Source organism: Francisella sp. LA112445 (genome assembly GCF_012224145.1).
GTDB lineage: Bacteria > Pseudomonadota > Gammaproteobacteria > Francisellales > Francisellaceae > Francisella.
Map to the genome: position 1 here is coordinate 954,197 of NZ_CP041030.1, position 15,930 is coordinate 970,126.

Consider the following 15,930-nt stretch of genomic DNA (forward strand, 5'->3'; position numbering starts at 1 on the left):
ATTTTGCCTCGAGGAATAATTGTTTCATGCCAAGCATTAGAAGATGAGCCTCTTCATAGTCCTTTTATAATGTCAAAAATGGCATTAGCTGCTAAACAGGGAGGAGCAGTAGCAATTAGAGCGAATTCTAAAAAAGATATATTAGCTATCAAAGAAGAAGTAGATTTGCCTATTATAGGTATTTTAAAAAAAGAATATCCTAACTCAGAAGTATTTATAACGCCTACTATCAAAGAGGTAATAGAGATTGCTAGCTCAGGTGTGGATATAATAGCTCTAGATGCAACATCTCGTACAAGGCCAAATGGTCAAAACTTAAAAGATCTAGTTGCTGAAATTAATACTAAATTTCCAGAACTATTGCTTATGGCTGATTGCTCAAACTTTGAGGAAGGCATATATGCTCAAGAGTTAGGTTTTGATCTAGTAGCAACGACGCTAAGTGGTTATACTCGTCAGACGAAAGAACAACCTTTACCTAATATTGAACTTATTAGTAAACTAGCGAAGAGTTTAGAAATTCCTGTAATAGCTGAAGGTGGTATATCAACACATAAAGAAGCAAAAAGTGCATTTGATGTAGGAGCTTATAGCTTAGTGATTGGTTCAGCAATTACAAGACCTCAGCTCATTACAAAAGGATTTGTAGAAGAGACTAAACAATATTTGGATAGGTTCTGTGCACAAAAATAAATTCTCATCGAAGCCAAATAAAAGTACAAGCTAATTTAATCATACCCAGATATGCTGAAATGGTTTTATCAAACCTAGAAAATACTCTTCTAAAATGCTTAATTTTAGAAAAGAAATTCTCAATCAAATGTCTTTCTTTGTATATTTGAATATCAAAATCTATAGGGTTTATAGTATTTGATTTGCAGGGAATAACAGCTTCAGAGGATATATTTTGAATATGTTCTCTAATTTCATTAGAGTGATATGCTCTATCAGCGATAACTTTTGTATTATATACCTTCTGTAGTAGGTCTATTGCCACTTTACTATCATGAGTTTTACCTTCTGACAGTAATACTTCCAGCGGGTTGCCTAAAGCATCGGTCATAGCATGAATCTTGGTGGTTACTCCACCAACTGATCTACCAATTGCTTGGTTATCATTCTTGTCATATCCTGTAGCACAGGCATGTGCTCTTGCTATCGTTGAGTCAAGCATAACTTCTTGTAAATCAGGATTTTGCACTGACTTAAATAATTTAGAGAATATGTCTTTATCACTCCAATCCTTAAAACGCTTATGTATTGATCTATATTTACCATAATAAAATGGTAACATTCTCCATTGGCAGCCTGTACGTAATACATAAAATACTGCTTCAATAAACAATCTTAATTTGTCTTCATCATTGGTATGTATACCTTTTTGTGATTTTAAGAATAATAAAATACTTGACCAGAATACTTCTTTTATATGATAATGCATTTGCTAAACCCTTGGTATTTATTGTCTTTCAACTTCTAAATAACAACGGTTTAGCTATTTTCAATCTAATTTAGCTTTTTTTGTGCACAGAACCTAATTAAAAAGAATTTTATTTTACTAATCTAATAACTTCTTAAAAAAATCAAAATCATATGATTGTTTAAATCTAAGTTTTTTATCTGAAATATTTATGTTCTTATCGTTACCATTAACTTCAGTTATAAATCCAGATTCAATTTTTATTTTAATTTCTTTATCACCTTGAGTATAAACTTTATTAAAAGGCAATGTCTTACCAAATCGCCATTGCCAATCTTTGAGATTTTCTATTTCATTAGTTATTATTCGTTTGTTTTCTAATGGGGTCTCTTCATTTATTAAACTTAGTTCACTGCTATTGAAACTAGTCAAAAAAGCTTTTGTAACATCTTGAACTTGTATATCAGGATTTATTTCAGCTAGATTTATAACTTTAGAACGATGTGATTTTACTCCTTTTGTATCTAAAGACGTATCAATTGGTTGATGAAGATAATCGTAAAGCTTTCTAGTATTAGCATTTATCAGTAGAGTACCATGATGGAATGCTCTGTCTTTTTTTTCTCTGAAAGCACTACCTGAAACTTTATAAGTAAATCCATGATGATCTACAACTATATCATTTCTTTCATTCGCATATACATCAATACCTAACTTTTTTACAGCACTACAAACTAAATCTAGATTAGCTTTTATATCATGTTCATTTTTAGGAGAAATAATGGTGTAGTTTAAATTTCCAAAATCATGATAGACTGTGCCTCCGCCACTTTGACGCCTGACCATTATGATATTATCTTTTTGCATACCATCAAGATTACATTCAAGCCATGGGTTCTGTGCTCTACCTATGACAACACAAGGGGCATTTTGCCATAAAAATAGTATCTTCTTATCTTGAAGTTTTTCTAAAAAAAGCCAATTTTCAAATGCTAGGTTAAAGTAAATATTGTTACTTTGAGAAATATAGATATTCATTATTTATAAAATATTTTCACTTTAAGATAAGTATAAGGTTTTATTAAGTGTATAAAAGAGTTTTGTGATATAATTTTGCTTTATTGAAAGAAATTTATATATTAAAACTATAATGTCGACTATAGCGCAGACTTTAGAAATTATCAAAAGAGGGGCAGATGAAGTCCTTATCGAAGAAGAATTAGTAAAAAAGCTAGAAAAAAATAAGCCATTAATTATTAAATTTGGATGTGATCCGACAGCTCCAGATATTCATCTAGGTCATACGGTTGTTATTAATAAGTTAAAACAACTTCAAGATTTAGGGCATGAAATTCATTTCTTAATTGGTGATTTTACAGCTCAGATTGGTGATCCGACTGGTAAGAACGCTACAAGACCTCCTCTTACAGCTGAGGAAGTTGCTGCAAATGCTGAGACATATACAAAGCAAGTTTTTAAGATTTTGGATAAAGAAAAAACAGTTGTACGTCGCAATGGCGACTGGTTTGATAAAATGTCAGCAAGTGACATGATTAAACTAGCTTCAAAATCTACAGTAGCTAGAATGCTTGAAAGAGATGATTTTTCAAAAAGATATAAAGGTGGTCAGTCAATATCAATTCATGAGTTTTTGTATCCACTTGTACAGGGCTATGATTCTGTAGCTATGAATGCTGATATTGAACTAGGTGGTACAGATCAGAAGTTTAACCTACTAATGGGCAGAGAGCTACAAAAGCAGAAAGGTCAAGAGCCACAAGTTATCATCACTATGCCTCTTTTAGAGGGTCTAGATGGTGTCAAGAAAATGTCTAAGTCTAGTCAAAATTACATTGGTATAGAAGAGCCTGCTAATGATATTTTTGGTAAAGTTATGTCTATATCTGATGACCTTATGTGGCGTTACTATGAGCTATTAAGCTTTAAATCTTTAGAACTCATAGCAGAGCTAAAAGAAAAGGTTAAGAATGGAGCAAATCCTCGAGATATAAAGATAGAACTTGCTAAAGAGTTGATAGAGAGGTTCCATTCTAAGGAAGATGCTGAGAAGGCTCATCAAGATTTTATACAAAGATTTCAAAAAAATCAGATACCTGATGACATAAATGTTGTAGAATTAAATCAAGAGCTACCTATTGCTAACTTACTGAAAGAGGCTGGATTAGTTTCTAGTACTTCTGAAGCTAATCGTATGATTAAGCAAGGAGCTGTCAAAATAGATGGTGATAAAGTTAGTGATAATAAGGCTGTTTATGGTAAAGGTACTGAGAATGTTTTCCAAGTAGGAAAGCGTAAGTTTGCAAAAATTATTATTAAATAAGGGGTTGTTGAAAATGGATAAGTTTTTATCGATATTTGTAGGTGTTTTAATTATTGTTACAATTATTACAATATTTATTCACTTATTTCCTATAGCATTAAAGGTTTGTATTATTTCACTAATAATTAGTGCGATAATCTATGTAGTTCTAAAAATGATTGAGAAGTTTAGTAACTAATCATTTCTTTTAAAACCAATTATTTGCCTACGTTGTTTTTTAGTTGGTTTTTCGTGACTTTGTAGACTCGCTGTTTTTCTTAGCAGAGCTTCTTTCTCTCTTTTTTCAATACTTTCAGATGTCTCGGTATAGAGCTTTTGCGCCTCTGTGGCAGATTTTCTAACTTCGTCTAGAGCTTCAACAACTATAGTTTTTTTTATATGAGATTGTTGAATCTCGTAGGTATCACCAATATTTACAGTTTTACTGACTTTTGTTTTTTGGCCTTGAAAGTGAACCTTACCACCTTCGATAGCTTTTTTTGCTAAAGCTCTAGTTTTATAAAATCTAGCAGCCCATAACCATTTATCTAGTCTGACACTCATATTTAAAGCATATTATTTTGTATAAATTGATTATAGCTAATAAAATCAAGCATTTTAACTAGTTTTAAAGTCTGATATTCTAAAAGATAGTTTAATACTTAGAAAAACAATAAAATGGATAAGATTGTTAATTTACATAAAATGGATACATCTTTAGATGATAAAAATAATGCTATTTATCAGTTAGAAGATATTTGTATAAATGATTATATTGGTAAGAATCTAAAAATAGAATTTTTAAATGAGATTAACTGTGTTTCTTGTGGGGCTAAGACAAAAAAAAGCTATTCTCAAGGACACTGTTTTATGTGTATGAGGAGATTGCCAGAATGTGATATCTGTATTGTTAAGCCAGAGCTATGTCACTTTGCTCAAGGTACTTGTAGAGACTCAGAATGGGGTGAGAAAAACTGTATGAAAACGCATATAGTTTATTTGGCAAATACTGGAGATACTAAAGTGGGAATCACTAAGTTGAAAAATGTACCATCACGTTGGGTAGATCAAGGAGCTAGTCAAGCTATTCCAATATTCGCAGTTGAGAGTAGGTTAATATCAGGACTAGTAGAGGTTGCTATAAAAGAACATATTTCTGATAAGACTAATTGGCGTAAGATGCTCCAAGGCGATCCAGATAATAGTGTTGATTTTGCTGCTTTAAGAGATGAGTTGATCAAAAAATCAAATGATAAAATAGCTCAAATAAAAGCTAAACATGGCGAAAATAGTGTTGAGCCAGTAGAAGGGAGTATTCAAAATATAAATTATCCTGTGCTTGAGTATCCTACAAAAATTAAATCTTTTAATTTGGATAAAGATCCTGTTATTAATGCTAAGCTTATGGGTATAAAAGGGCAGTATTTAATATTTGATACTGGAGTAATAAATATACGTAAATTTAGTGGGTATAAATGTAATATTTCAGGGTAGCTTTATGAATAAAGTAGCTATTATCGGAGCAGGAGCTAGTGGACTAATTAGTGCAAAAGTTCTTTTGGATAACGGTTTCGATGTAAAAGTTTTTGAAAAAACTAATAATGTTGCAGGAGTCTGGAATTATCGTGAACAAGAGGGTGTTTTATACAAAAGCCTCAGAACTAATTTGCCCAAGGAGATAATGGCTTTTGAGAATGCAATAGTTTCCTATAAGGTAGATAAATCTTTTATAAATTATGATAAAGTTAGAGCTTATTTAGAAGATAATGCAAAAGCTTGGCAAGTAGATAAGCTTGTTCAGTTAAATAGTGAAGTTATTAAATTAGAACCTATAGAAAAGTTATCAGATAAAACTATATGGGAGCTTACATATTTTACGAATCAAAAGAATTTTAAGGAAAAATTTGATTTTGTTATAGTATGTAATGGTCATTTTAATATGCCTAAAATTCCTTTTGATGTTGAAGGAATCGATAGTGTAAAGGATCATATTACTCATAGTAAAATTTATAGATCTCCTGATAATCATGGTAAGAGAGTTTTGTGTATTGGTTATTCATCATCTGGTATGGATATATCTCACGAATTATTAAACAGTAATCGAGAAGTTTATGTTTCCTTAAGAGATCTAGATAATCAAAAAGAGCTGCATAATTTACAAAATCTTAAAAAAGGAATCAAGTTTATTTCTGGTGTACAAGAAATTGAGAAAACAAAAGATGGTTGTCTAGCAATAACAGCGAATCAAAATAAAATAGAAATTGATGAAATAATATTTTGTACTGGTTATAAATATGATTTTCCTTTTTTATCTCAAGATATAGTTTCGACAAAAAATAATATCGTAGAGCCATTATATAATCAATTACTCCATGAGAAATATTCAAATCTTGCATTTGTAGGACTACCTTGGAAAACATTACCTTTTGTTTTATCCGAATGCCAAGCAATATTTTTAGCTAATCTTTGGCAGCAAAATAAAGATGATTTAATTAGAACTCTTGCTAGAATGAAAGATAGTAAGACTCATAGATTTAATTTTGATAGTAGCTCATTAAAGTACTATCATATGCTTGGTGATGAGCAATGGAAATATAATCTTAATTTACTTGATATTGTAGGTCAAAAAACTCCTTTAAGAGAGCAGAGGATAAAGTTGATAGAACAAGTATATAATGATGTTCATAATTTGAAACTCGAATATCCATTTAGCTTTCGAAAGGCGAATTATCAAGTTGATTTTATAAATCAAAAATATTCTAGAGTCAATTATACTATATAGATTTTGCTAAACTTTCTAATGCAAATTCAATATCTCTTTCAGAAGAGTAATCATCTTTTCTATTTTTATAGATACAAAGTATTTTTTTTATAAGAGTTGCTTGATATTGCTCCTTTGACAATTCTTTACGGCGTAATTTTTTATGATCATTTATTATTGATTTAATAGTATATTTTCTAGTAATAGCATATGGTCTATGAGGATATAGTTTGAAAGTTAGCCACAATACGATACAGCCAAATATAGCACTTAATCCTATAGTTAAAGTACCAGAAATATTAAAATTCATATGATTACTTGGTTGGACAAGAGAGATTACTCCTAAGCAAAATCCAAGACTATAAGCTTGGAACCTTGGATTAGTCATAGTCATCATAGGTAAAAATAAAGTTACTATCAAAACTAACATTAATAATTCAAAATATCCCTCAACTTGTGCTAATAAATTTAGTGTGAAGAAAATACTAATAGGAATAGAAATAATCATACCGGTAATAGCTTGACCTATCAATTTTGTAGCCCTAAGCTCTGGGATAAAAAGTTGTGATAAAAGACAAGGTATAATTAGCATAGTTAATAGAGTTGAATTGCTCTGTGTATTCATCCAAAATAAGGCTAGAATTATTAATAGAAATATAGTCTTAGAGACAGTAAGAAATATTAATATTGGATTATTATAATTTTTGAACGTTAGATATTCTTTATGATTTCTTTCGGAAGGTTCATTTTTGTTTATTAAATCATAGTTTTTTATGACAGTCCTAAACCTTTTGATGACCTCACTTATTGATTTATCTTTTGATTCAAAATCAGAGGTATATGTATCAGAGTTAAGATTAGTTAAGTTTTGAGCGATTCTATCTAATTTTTCTTTAAATACTTTGTTCTGTTTATTTCTTACAGTCCATTTTCTTAGAAAATGGGCAGCTTGAATTAGTTTTATTATGCTAATGGAGAAGTCATTATAAACCTTGTTATTAAGGTTTTCATACTTACTGGCACTTAATTCATTATCTAAATTTATAAGATTATCAAGAATATCCTCGACTTCTTTATTATGCTTTGAGTTATTAGAAAAGTCATCTATATTAAATACATGTTTAATATAGTTAATCGTAAGATCAAGAACTTTTGATGAATCTTCTTTAAGTTTATCTTTTATTTTTATAGGAAAAATAAAATAATTTACAAAAAATGAACATAAAGATCCAATAGTCACTTCTGTGAGACGTGAGTATCCAATATAAAATACACTTTCAGATGTTGTAAGAGAAGGGTTTGCAACAGAGAAAAAAACAACTATTGTACAAGTTGTATTTGCTAATGCAAGAGCATATATAAAGTTAGGGTGAGACATCCCTACAGAAAAATACATTGTAATAGAAATAAAAATACATAGAGAGAATATTGATAATGCTGGATATGGTAAAAATAAATCAATTATTATAAAACCTACAATAATACCTATTGCTGATGCTGCAATCTTAAGAAATCCTTTTTCTACTATAAACCCTGTTTCTGGTCTACGTTGTAAAAAAAGAACAGTAATCATTGCCCACATAGGTTTATCAAGCCCCATACTCATTGATACATAAAGAGCTATAGTCAAAGCAAGAAATGCTTTAAAAGTATAAATTAGGTTCTTTAGTGTAAAAATCTCTTCTATCATAATATTTTTACACTAGCATTCATACCCGCTACTAAATCTATATCTTTAGGTACTGTATCAAGAGATATATCTACAGGTATTCTTTTTGATAACCTTACCCAGTCATAGGTTTCTTGAACCTTAGGCAATAGTTCACTATTTAAACTTGTATTGTTATCAGCTATGGCTCTACCAATTCCTGTTACATGACCATATAGTGGTTTTCCTCCACTCATCAATTCTATTTCAGCTTTTTCACCTATTTTTATATTAGGGATTTTAGTTTCTACAAAATATCCAGTGACATAAAAAGAATTTTTTTCAACTATAGCCATTACAGGTTTCCCAGCATTAACAAAATTACCTTGTCTTAGACTTAGGTTATTAATAGTTCCACTGACTGGTGCATAAATTCGTGTTCTTTTTAAGTTTATATCTGCGGTTAAAAAGTCAGCCTTTGCTTTTTCTAGGGCGGCTTTTTTAAGCTTAACTGCCATTAGATAGTCATCTAATTTTTCTCTGCTTATTGATCCAGTTTTGCCTAATTTTTCTCTTCTTCCATACTGTTGCTGTGCAAGCTTTAGCTCTAATGTTGCATGATCAACAAGGGCTTCTTTCTCTTTGAAATCTGCGACATACCTTTCATCATCAATAGAGAATATTAAATCGCCTTTCTTTACTTTCTGTATATCTTTTACATAAACTTTTGTTACAAATCCAGATACGTCTGGGGCTATAGTTATAATATTTGCTCTAATCCTAGCATCTCTTGTCCATGGTGAGTAAAAATAATATTGCCATATTGAATATAGTGAGAATAAGGCAAGTGCTATAATAACTGCGCTAAGTAAAGATTTGGTTTTTTTATTTGGCATTTGAGTTTTAACCTTCTAATAAAAATATTATTAAACCTAAATAACAGATAAATAGTAATAGATTTACCCAGGATAGTTTTAAGTTAGTATAGTAACATAATACCTTTGATATAGTTAGGCTACTTATAGCTGTTAATATACAGGCAATAATTATAAATAATATAATAGGAGAGAAAATTAGACCATTAATAGAAGTTACAATCATGATTAAGTCCTTATTAGAAAGAGATATGACTTGTCAAATATCCCAGACTTCTCTTGAGCATTAATCTAATAATTTATATTACATTGTGCTACTGTATAACACAATCCAGCATTTTTTGGAAAAACGATTAAGGTTTGTATATATTTCTAGTAATATATATATTAATGTCAAAAGTTATTAAATAGCTTTTGCTAGGCTATTAAGAGCAAAGTCGATATCTCTTTCTGAAGAATCGTCATCCTTTCTGTTTTTGTATATACAAAGTATTTTTTTTATAATAGTTGCATTGTATTTATTTTTTGATATCCTTCCGGTTCTTAAACTTTTTCTATCTTTAATGATTGATTTAACAGCGAACTTTCTTGTAATTGTATATGGTGAGTGAGGGTATATCATAAAAATTAACCATAACATGGAGCAGCCAACTATAGCACTTAATCCTATAGTTAAAGATCTAGCAATATCAAAGTTCATGTGATTACTTGGTTGTACAAGAGAAATTAAGCTTATACAAAATCCAAGACTATATTCTCTAAACTTAGGATTAGGCATTATAATAATAGGAAAAAAAGAGTGCTATGAGTAATACTAATATAAGTAGTTCAAAATAACCTTCAACTTGAGCCAATAAATTTAGAGTAAAGAATATACCAATAGGAATAGCTATTATTATTCCAATAATATTCTCTTTAATTAGTTTAGCACCATTCGGAGCAGGTATCATTAGTTGGGATAGAAGACAAGGTAAGAATAACATTGAAAATAGACTTGAGTTACCTTGAGTATTCATCCAGATAAATGCTAGCAGCATAATTAAAAACGTAGCTTTAGAAATAGTAAAAAATGCTAATGCAACATTATTATAATTTTTGAACTTAAAGTATTCTCCATTTCTTGCTTTCGGCATTTCATTATTAACTATTAAGTTATAGTTTTCTACAACTGAATTAAATCTTATAATTACCTCATTTATTAGCTTATTATCTGATATTAGAATAGATTTATCTTTAGCAGAATCAAACCTACTTAGCTTATGTCCAATTTTGTTTAGTTTTTCTCTAAAAGAGGTGTTTAGTTTGTTTTTTATAGTATATTTTCTTAAGAAATGAGCTGATTGAATTAATTCAATAATCTTGATAGTAAAATCATTGTAGATTTTACTATTATAACTTTCATATTTGCTAGCACTTAGTTCATTATCTAAAACTATAAGGCTATTAAGAATACTTTCTACCTCTTTATTGTGCTTTTCATTATTAGAAAAATTTTTTATAGAAAAGACATTCTTTATATAGTTAACGGTTAGGTTAAGAGACTCATCAGCATTGCTTTTAAGCCTATCTTTAATTTTTACGGGGAATATGTAATAGTTAACTAAGAAAGAACATAAACATCCAATCATTATTTCTGTAAATCTAGAATATCCAATATGGAAAATACTTTCAGAGTTCGTTAATAATGGCTTTGCCATAGAATCAAAGATAATTATTGTACATGTAGTGTTTGCTATAGCTAAAGCATAGATAAAATTTGGATGAGACATACTTACAGAAAAAAACATTGTAATAGAAATAAACACACATAAGAAAAATATTGCTAAAGTAGGGAATGGTAAAAATAAATTGATTATTATAAAGCCTACAATAATCCCTACACAAGAAGAGATTATTCTAAGAACTCCTTTCTCAATAATAAAGCCTGTTTCAGGTCTAGTTTGTATAAAAAGAACAGTAATCATAGCCCACATAGGTTTATCGACATCCAAACCTATTGATACTATGAGGGCAAGAGTTAAAGCAAGAAATGATTTGAAAGTATATATAAAATTATTTTTTGTGAAAATTTCTTCTATCATAATATTTTAACTGAAGCATTCATCCCTGCTACTAGGTTTGCATTTTTTGGTATTTGTATTAGAGATATATCAACGGGAATTCTTTTTGATAGTCTCACCCAATCATATGTTTCTTGTACTTTAGGTAAAAGTTGACTATTTAAACTAGTATTATCATCTGCTATAGCTTTACCGATCCCAGTTACATATCCATATAAAGGTTTACCACCACTCATTAGCTGAACTTCTGCTTTTTTCCCTATTTTTATATTTGGAATTTTAGTTTCTTCAAAATATCCTGTAGTGTAAAAAGAATTTTTTTCTATTATAGACATTACTGGTTTTCCAGCATTTACATAATTACCTTGTCTTAAATTGATATTATTTATGGTTCCACTAACAGGGGCATATATTCTAGTTCTTTTTAGATTTATATCTGCTGTCAGAAAATCGGCTTTTGCTTTTTCAAGTGCTGCCTGTTTAAGTTTAACAGTCATTAAGTAATCATCTAACTCTTCTCTACTTATAGATCCAGTTTTACCTAACTTTTCTCTTCTATTATATTGCTGTTGAGCAAGATCTAAAGCTAATTGGGCATGATCAACAATAGCTTGTTTTTTTTAAAATCTGCGACATATCTTTCATCATCAATAGAGAATATTAAATCGCCTTTCTTTACTTTCTGTATATCTTTTACATAAACTTTTGTAACAAATCCAGAGACATCAGGAGATATTGTTATTATATTAGCTCTAACTCTAGCATCTCTAGTCCATGGAGAATAAAAATAGTGTTGCCATATTGAATACAGTGAAAAAATTGCTAGTAGAATAACTAAAAATCCAGCTATAGAACTTATCTTTTTATTAGTAGGCATATTAGGCTCCAAGCAAGAACATAACAACACCAAGGTAACATATAAATAATAATAAGTTTAACCAAGAGAGCTTTAAATTAGTGTAATAGCATAATGTTTTTGAGATAGTTAAATTAGTTATAATTATTAATATACAAGCAAGCCCTATGTATAGAACAATAGGAGAAATTAATAAACCATTGATAGAAATTACAATCATTTTGACATCTTATACATTTTATCTTAATATCATAAATTATGATACAGTGTATTGAATTGTGGTGCAATATTGTTTTAGCAATTTTGCAATAAAAAAGATAAAATTATTAATAATTAATATTTTCAAAGTTAATTAATGAGTGAAAGCAAAAAGATTCAAGTAATAAGTAGGGCAGTTAAAGTTCTGCAAAGTATTAGTAATGCTCCTGGAGGCATGAGTTTGGGAGATATTGCAAAAGAAGTTGATTTACCAAGATCTACCGTGCAAAGGATAGTGGCGGCTCTTGAGATCGAAGGTTTTGTGAGAAGTGAAGGGGCTGGGCAAATTCAGCTTGGAGCGGGGATTTTCAAGTTAGCTTCATCATCATATGCTGATATTGTTTCTTTAACACAAAATTTGTTACGTAAACTTAGTGAAAAAACTGGAGAAACAGTTGTATTGACTCAATCAAATAATGCCGATTTGATTGTTATGCATAGATTTATAGCAAATAGCGAACTGCAAGTTATTCCAAGAATAGGTGTCCTTGATAAACCTATTTATACTACAGCTCCAGGTAGAGCTCTTTTATCTTTATATACAGATGATCAAATTATAGAGCTTTTAGGAGAAGAGATTGCCGATAATAAAAATCTATTTGCGAGAATAGCTAAAATAAGAGTTTATGGCGTAGAATATGACCATAGCAAAACTATGGAAGGTATAGTAAGTATAGCTACCGCAATAAATACCTTTTTAGGAAGTTTTGGAATTTCTATACTTGTACCACAGCATCGTTTTGCAGATAATAAAAACTTTTATATTGAGGAGTTAGAAAAGGTAAAAAATATAATCTTGTCTGATGTCGGTATCAAATAATTTACTCACCTGATAGCTTTTTCTCAAAACGAGCTTGAATTTTAAAGTTTAGTTATTTTTAAAAATGTAAAAGGAAGCTGAATAATAGGCGTATTTTATTGCTGTAACATCCTTGATAATGGTTATCATTTTCATATAATGTTGGAATGTTTTGCAAATACTTCCATATATGAGAAAAATAATACTTCCTATCTCTATAATTATTATACTTGCTATAGTAGTTATTGTTCTTGGAGCATTAAATACTACAACTAAAAAGTCAGACTCCACAGTTATTAGTAAGAGATCACTATATGATCGTCAAACTGAAAAAATCTGCTCAATGCTACAACAGGCGAGTGCTCTTTATCAAAATAACAATAGTATAAAAGCAGTAAAAGTTTCTGATAGTGCATATTGGGATGTTTATGACAATATTATGGAAATTAAATATAGATCATATACTTCTCCAGCCGATATCTTTAGTATAGAAAATTCATTTCATGGTTACTCTGATATGCTCAAGCAACCGGCCTCTAAGAATCAACTTGTAAAAATAAATAAAGCTCGTTTAGATATTTGCAAAGAGTTAAGCAAAGAAGCAAAGATTCTTAATAAACAATCTTAAGGAATTATTTATGAGTGATTTTTTGGCAGCATTATCATCTTCATTTTGGATTATTCCTAGGGAAGGTTCTGAAGCCCTTATAATTATTACAATGATTTGTTCTGCTCTTAGAGAAGTTGATAGAACAAAAGAAGTATCATGCGTATACAAAAACTGTATAGCAGCTTTGGTTATAGGCATAGTTCTAGCAATTGTTTGTGTATTTTTCCATAATGCAGTATTAGGTAGAGCTCGTGAAATGAGTGAAGCTATTGCAAGCTTGATAGCATTAGCAATGCTTTTATATGTTAATTTCACTGCATTTCAAGGCTTGAAATCTTTAGCAACTTTAAGCTTATTTAGTATAGGTTTTCTTAGTTTTATTAGTGTTTTTCGTGAAATTATAGAGACTATTTTATTTTACTTTGCATTATTTTCTGGCTCGTCAATGCAACAATTAGGAACTCTTGCTGGGTTAATTCTAGGAATAGTGCTGTTAGCTTTAATTATATATGTATATTTTACGGCTACAGCGCAATGGAAAATACTCAATCGTTTTATGTTTAATGTTACACCATTTTTTATATTTTTACTGGCTCTAATGTGTATTGGTAATGCTATAAATGCTTTCCAAGAAGCTGGAGTGTTAGGTTTTCATAATGTTGAATGGATGTTTAATAATGACTATTTCCATATTCAGTCGAGTCAGGAGTATTTGATTGCTATTGTGACATTCTTAATGTCTACAGGATTATTATTCATAAAACAGTTTTATAGAGCATTAGATTTGCTAAAAGAATATATCAAACAGAGAAGCTTTAATAGGTAGTATGGAAGTTCGAATAAAAGAATCAAGTATTAAAATATTAGATAGTTCGAATAATAAAAGAATATTTATATTTGATAAGTTTCTTGAGAAGCTTCATCGCTATTTCTTTTGTGTACAGCTTTTTATGTTGCTAGCTTTTTTATTCTTGATAATTGCCCCTGTATGTTCTAAGAATCCTAAGTCTACAGATACTATATTTACAAATGTGATATTGCTAAGTCAATTCCTATTTTGGGGTGTCTGGTATGGAGCATGTCTACTATCTGTTATACCTTTTGGTAGATTATGGTGTGGAATGTTATGTCCTTTAGGAGCTTTTGCACAGTGGGCTGGCAAGTTTGGTCTTAAAAGAAAAATACCAAACTGGATGAAAAGCGAATTTTGGCTTGTATTAATGTTTACGGCTATTACGGTAATGGGGCAAACCCTAGATGTCAGAGATGATCCATGGGGTATGATTAAGCTATTTGGATTTGTATTTTTATTGGCTATTATCATTGGACTGGTATATAGCCAAAACAATGGTAGACCATGGTGTCGCTACTTTTGTCCAATAGGTAAAATACTCGGTGTAATATCACGCTTGAGTTTTGTCCAAATATCACCAAATAGAGGTGTTAAAGCTTTGCCGAAAAATAAAGATTATTTTGTACAAGGTCGTTTATGTCCAACAGATTATAATTTACCTTATAAAATCTCAACAAATAACTGTATTACATGTGGTAAGTGTGTAACTACTCAAAAAAAAGCTGGTTTAGGTAATTACTTTAGATCTCCAGGTATTGAGCTAACTAATGTTTTAGATCGAGATCCAAATTGGAGTGAAGTAGCATTTATTTTGTTATCTCCAGGTTTAGCAGCTGGAGGATTTTTGTGGTTAATTTTACATCAGTATCAATTGCTTAGAGATGATGTTGCAACGTATCTAATAAATCATAATATTATATGGCCTTTTAATATAGCGCCTTGGTTGTTATCTTCTCAAACTTGGAATCAGAACTTTAATTGGTTAGATATATTTACTATTAGTATATATATGTTGCTTTATGGTTTTATTACAGCACTAATATCTGGTGTATTAATAGCCATAGCCTCACTTATAGCTAAATCATCTTCTAAAAAGAACTTCAAGAAAGTTTTTTATCTATTTACTTATCAATTTACACCTGTAGCAATGCTAACCATAGTGATTGGTCTGTGTGGTAAGTTCTTTGAAGTTATGCAAGCTGATTTTGGTATGTTGCAATCAACTTCAGATTTGATCAAGTTAACTTTATTTATGCTAAGTATTATTTGGAGTATTTTGCTTTTGTATAAAGCTATAAAAAAAGTGTTAAGTCTAAGTTTGATTAAAACTATTTTTGTTGCTGGATTACTAATTATAAATCTTGCGCTTATATCATTTATTTGGTGGCCAGCAATCTTTAATAAAGCATATATCTCAGATGTTGAAAAAATAAGACAGCATATTGTTGTCCCAGAATAATAAAAAATAAG

Annotated in this window: 16 protein-coding genes and 1 pseudogene; 9 read left to right on the forward strand and 8 right to left on the reverse strand. The window is 29.9% G+C overall.

Going from position 1 to position 15,930, the window contains the following annotated elements; all coding sequences use genetic code 11:
* Nucleotides 1-3: 3 nt before the first annotated feature.
* Nucleotides 4-693 (forward strand): N-acetylmannosamine-6-phosphate 2-epimerase, encoded by a 690-nt coding sequence (locus FIP56_RS04685; protein WP_209451859.1) that lies wholly within the window; start codon nt 4-6, stop codon nt 691-693.
* Between the two features lie 4 nt (nt 694-697).
* Here the strand turns inward: FIP56_RS04685 and FIP56_RS04690 are convergent, their stop codons facing one another.
* Together FIP56_RS04690 and FIP56_RS04695 are read right to left on the reverse strand one after the other, a co-directional pair.
* Complete coding sequence (locus tag FIP56_RS04690; protein WP_192576991.1) at nt 698-1,441, reverse strand: IS5 family transposase; 744 nt, start codon at nt 1,439-1,441, stop codon at nt 698-700.
* A 117-nt stretch (nt 1,442-1,558) separates the two neighbouring features.
* Nucleotides 1,559-2,458, reverse strand: coding sequence for a lipoate--protein ligase (locus FIP56_RS04695; RefSeq protein ID WP_192577795.1), 900 nt, complete (start codon nt 2,456-2,458; stop codon nt 1,559-1,561).
* Between the two features lie 112 nt (nt 2,459-2,570).
* Between FIP56_RS04695 and tyrS the strand changes: the two genes are divergently transcribed.
* Both tyrS and FIP56_RS04705 read left to right on the forward strand, forming a co-directional pair.
* The gene (gene tyrS / locus FIP56_RS04700; protein ID WP_192577796.1) at nt 2,571-3,761 is read left to right on the forward strand and encodes a tyrosine--tRNA ligase; all 1,191 of its coding nucleotides are present in this window, start codon (nt 2,571-2,573) and stop codon (nt 3,759-3,761) included.
* A 13-nt stretch (nt 3,762-3,774) separates the two neighbouring features.
* Nucleotides 3,775-3,939 carry a hypothetical protein gene (locus FIP56_RS04705; protein WP_191092495.1) on the forward strand — a complete coding sequence of 55 codons (165 nt, stop codon included), beginning with the start codon at nt 3,775-3,777 and terminating at the stop codon, nt 3,937-3,939.
* On the opposite strand, the gene FIP56_RS04710 is transcribed toward FIP56_RS04705, so the two are convergent.
* Nucleotides 3,936-4,304 carry a S4 domain-containing protein gene (locus tag FIP56_RS04710; protein ID WP_192577797.1) on the reverse strand — a complete coding sequence of 123 codons (369 nt, stop codon included), beginning with the start codon at nt 4,302-4,304 and terminating at the stop codon, nt 3,936-3,938. The genes FIP56_RS04705 and FIP56_RS04710 overlap by 4 nt on opposite strands.
* Nucleotides 4,305-4,418: 114 nt before the next feature.
* On the opposite strand from FIP56_RS04710, the gene FIP56_RS04715 reads away from it, so the two are divergent.
* The gene (locus FIP56_RS04715) at nt 4,419-5,234 is read left to right on the forward strand and encodes a DUF2797 domain-containing protein (RefSeq protein WP_192577798.1); all 816 of its coding nucleotides are present in this window, start codon (nt 4,419-4,421) and stop codon (nt 5,232-5,234) included.
* A gap of 4 nt (nt 5,235-5,238) precedes the next feature.
* Entirely contained in the window at nt 5,239-6,522 is a 1,284-nt protein-coding gene (locus FIP56_RS04720; RefSeq protein WP_192577799.1) for an NAD(P)-binding domain-containing protein, read from the forward strand.
* Here the strand turns inward: FIP56_RS04720 and FIP56_RS04725 are convergent.
* The 5 genes and pseudogenes from FIP56_RS04725 to FIP56_RS10440 all read right to left on the reverse strand — a co-directional run bounded on the left by FIP56_RS04725 (nt 6,515) and on the right by FIP56_RS10440 (nt 11,961).
* Entirely contained in the window at nt 6,515-8,191 is a 1,677-nt protein-coding gene (locus FIP56_RS04725; RefSeq protein WP_192577800.1) for an FUSC family protein, read from the reverse strand. The two genes, FIP56_RS04720 and FIP56_RS04725, sit on opposite strands and share 8 nt — an antisense overlap.
* The gene (locus tag FIP56_RS04730; RefSeq protein WP_192577801.1) at nt 8,188-9,045 is read right to left on the reverse strand and encodes an HlyD family secretion protein; all 858 of its coding nucleotides are present in this window, start codon (nt 9,043-9,045) and stop codon (nt 8,188-8,190) included. The genes FIP56_RS04725 and FIP56_RS04730 overlap by 4 nt, the downstream gene beginning before the upstream one ends.
* 382 nt (nt 9,046-9,427) lie before the next feature.
* Complete coding sequence (locus FIP56_RS10400; RefSeq protein ID WP_281062969.1) at nt 9,428-9,802, reverse strand: FUSC family protein; 375 nt, start codon at nt 9,800-9,802, stop codon at nt 9,428-9,430.
* On the reverse strand, nt 9,795-11,105 hold the full coding sequence (locus FIP56_RS04740; RefSeq protein ID WP_281062970.1) for an FUSC family protein: 1,311 nt from the start codon (nt 11,103-11,105) through the stop codon (nt 9,795-9,797). Before FIP56_RS04740 ends, FIP56_RS10400 begins: the two co-directional genes overlap by 8 nt.
* A pseudogene (locus FIP56_RS10440) lies at nt 11,102-11,961 on the reverse strand (HlyD family secretion protein). The gene FIP56_RS04740 and the pseudogene FIP56_RS10440 overlap by 4 nt, the downstream one beginning before the upstream one ends.
* Nucleotides 11,962-12,295: 334 nt before the next feature.
* Here FIP56_RS10440 and FIP56_RS04755 point away from each other — a divergent pair.
* The 4 genes from FIP56_RS04755 to FIP56_RS04770 all read left to right on the forward strand — a co-directional run bounded on the left by FIP56_RS04755 (nt 12,296) and on the right by FIP56_RS04770 (nt 15,919).
* Entirely contained in the window at nt 12,296-13,018 is a 723-nt protein-coding gene (locus FIP56_RS04755) for an IclR family transcriptional regulator (RefSeq protein WP_192577804.1), read from the forward strand.
* Nucleotides 13,019-13,187: 169 nt separating this feature from the next.
* Entirely contained in the window at nt 13,188-13,625 is a 438-nt protein-coding gene (locus FIP56_RS04760) for a hypothetical protein (RefSeq protein ID WP_192577805.1), read from the forward strand.
* A gap of 10 nt (nt 13,626-13,635) precedes the next feature.
* The gene (locus tag FIP56_RS04765; protein ID WP_192577806.1) at nt 13,636-14,433 is read left to right on the forward strand and encodes an FTR1 family protein; all 798 of its coding nucleotides are present in this window, start codon (nt 13,636-13,638) and stop codon (nt 14,431-14,433) included.
* A gap of 1 nt (nt 14,434) precedes the next feature.
* Nucleotides 14,435-15,919, forward strand: a complete 1,485-nt coding sequence (locus FIP56_RS04770; protein WP_192577807.1) for a 4Fe-4S binding protein — start codon at nt 14,435-14,437, stop codon at nt 15,917-15,919.
* The last annotated feature ends 11 nt before the right edge of the window (nt 15,920-15,930 follow it).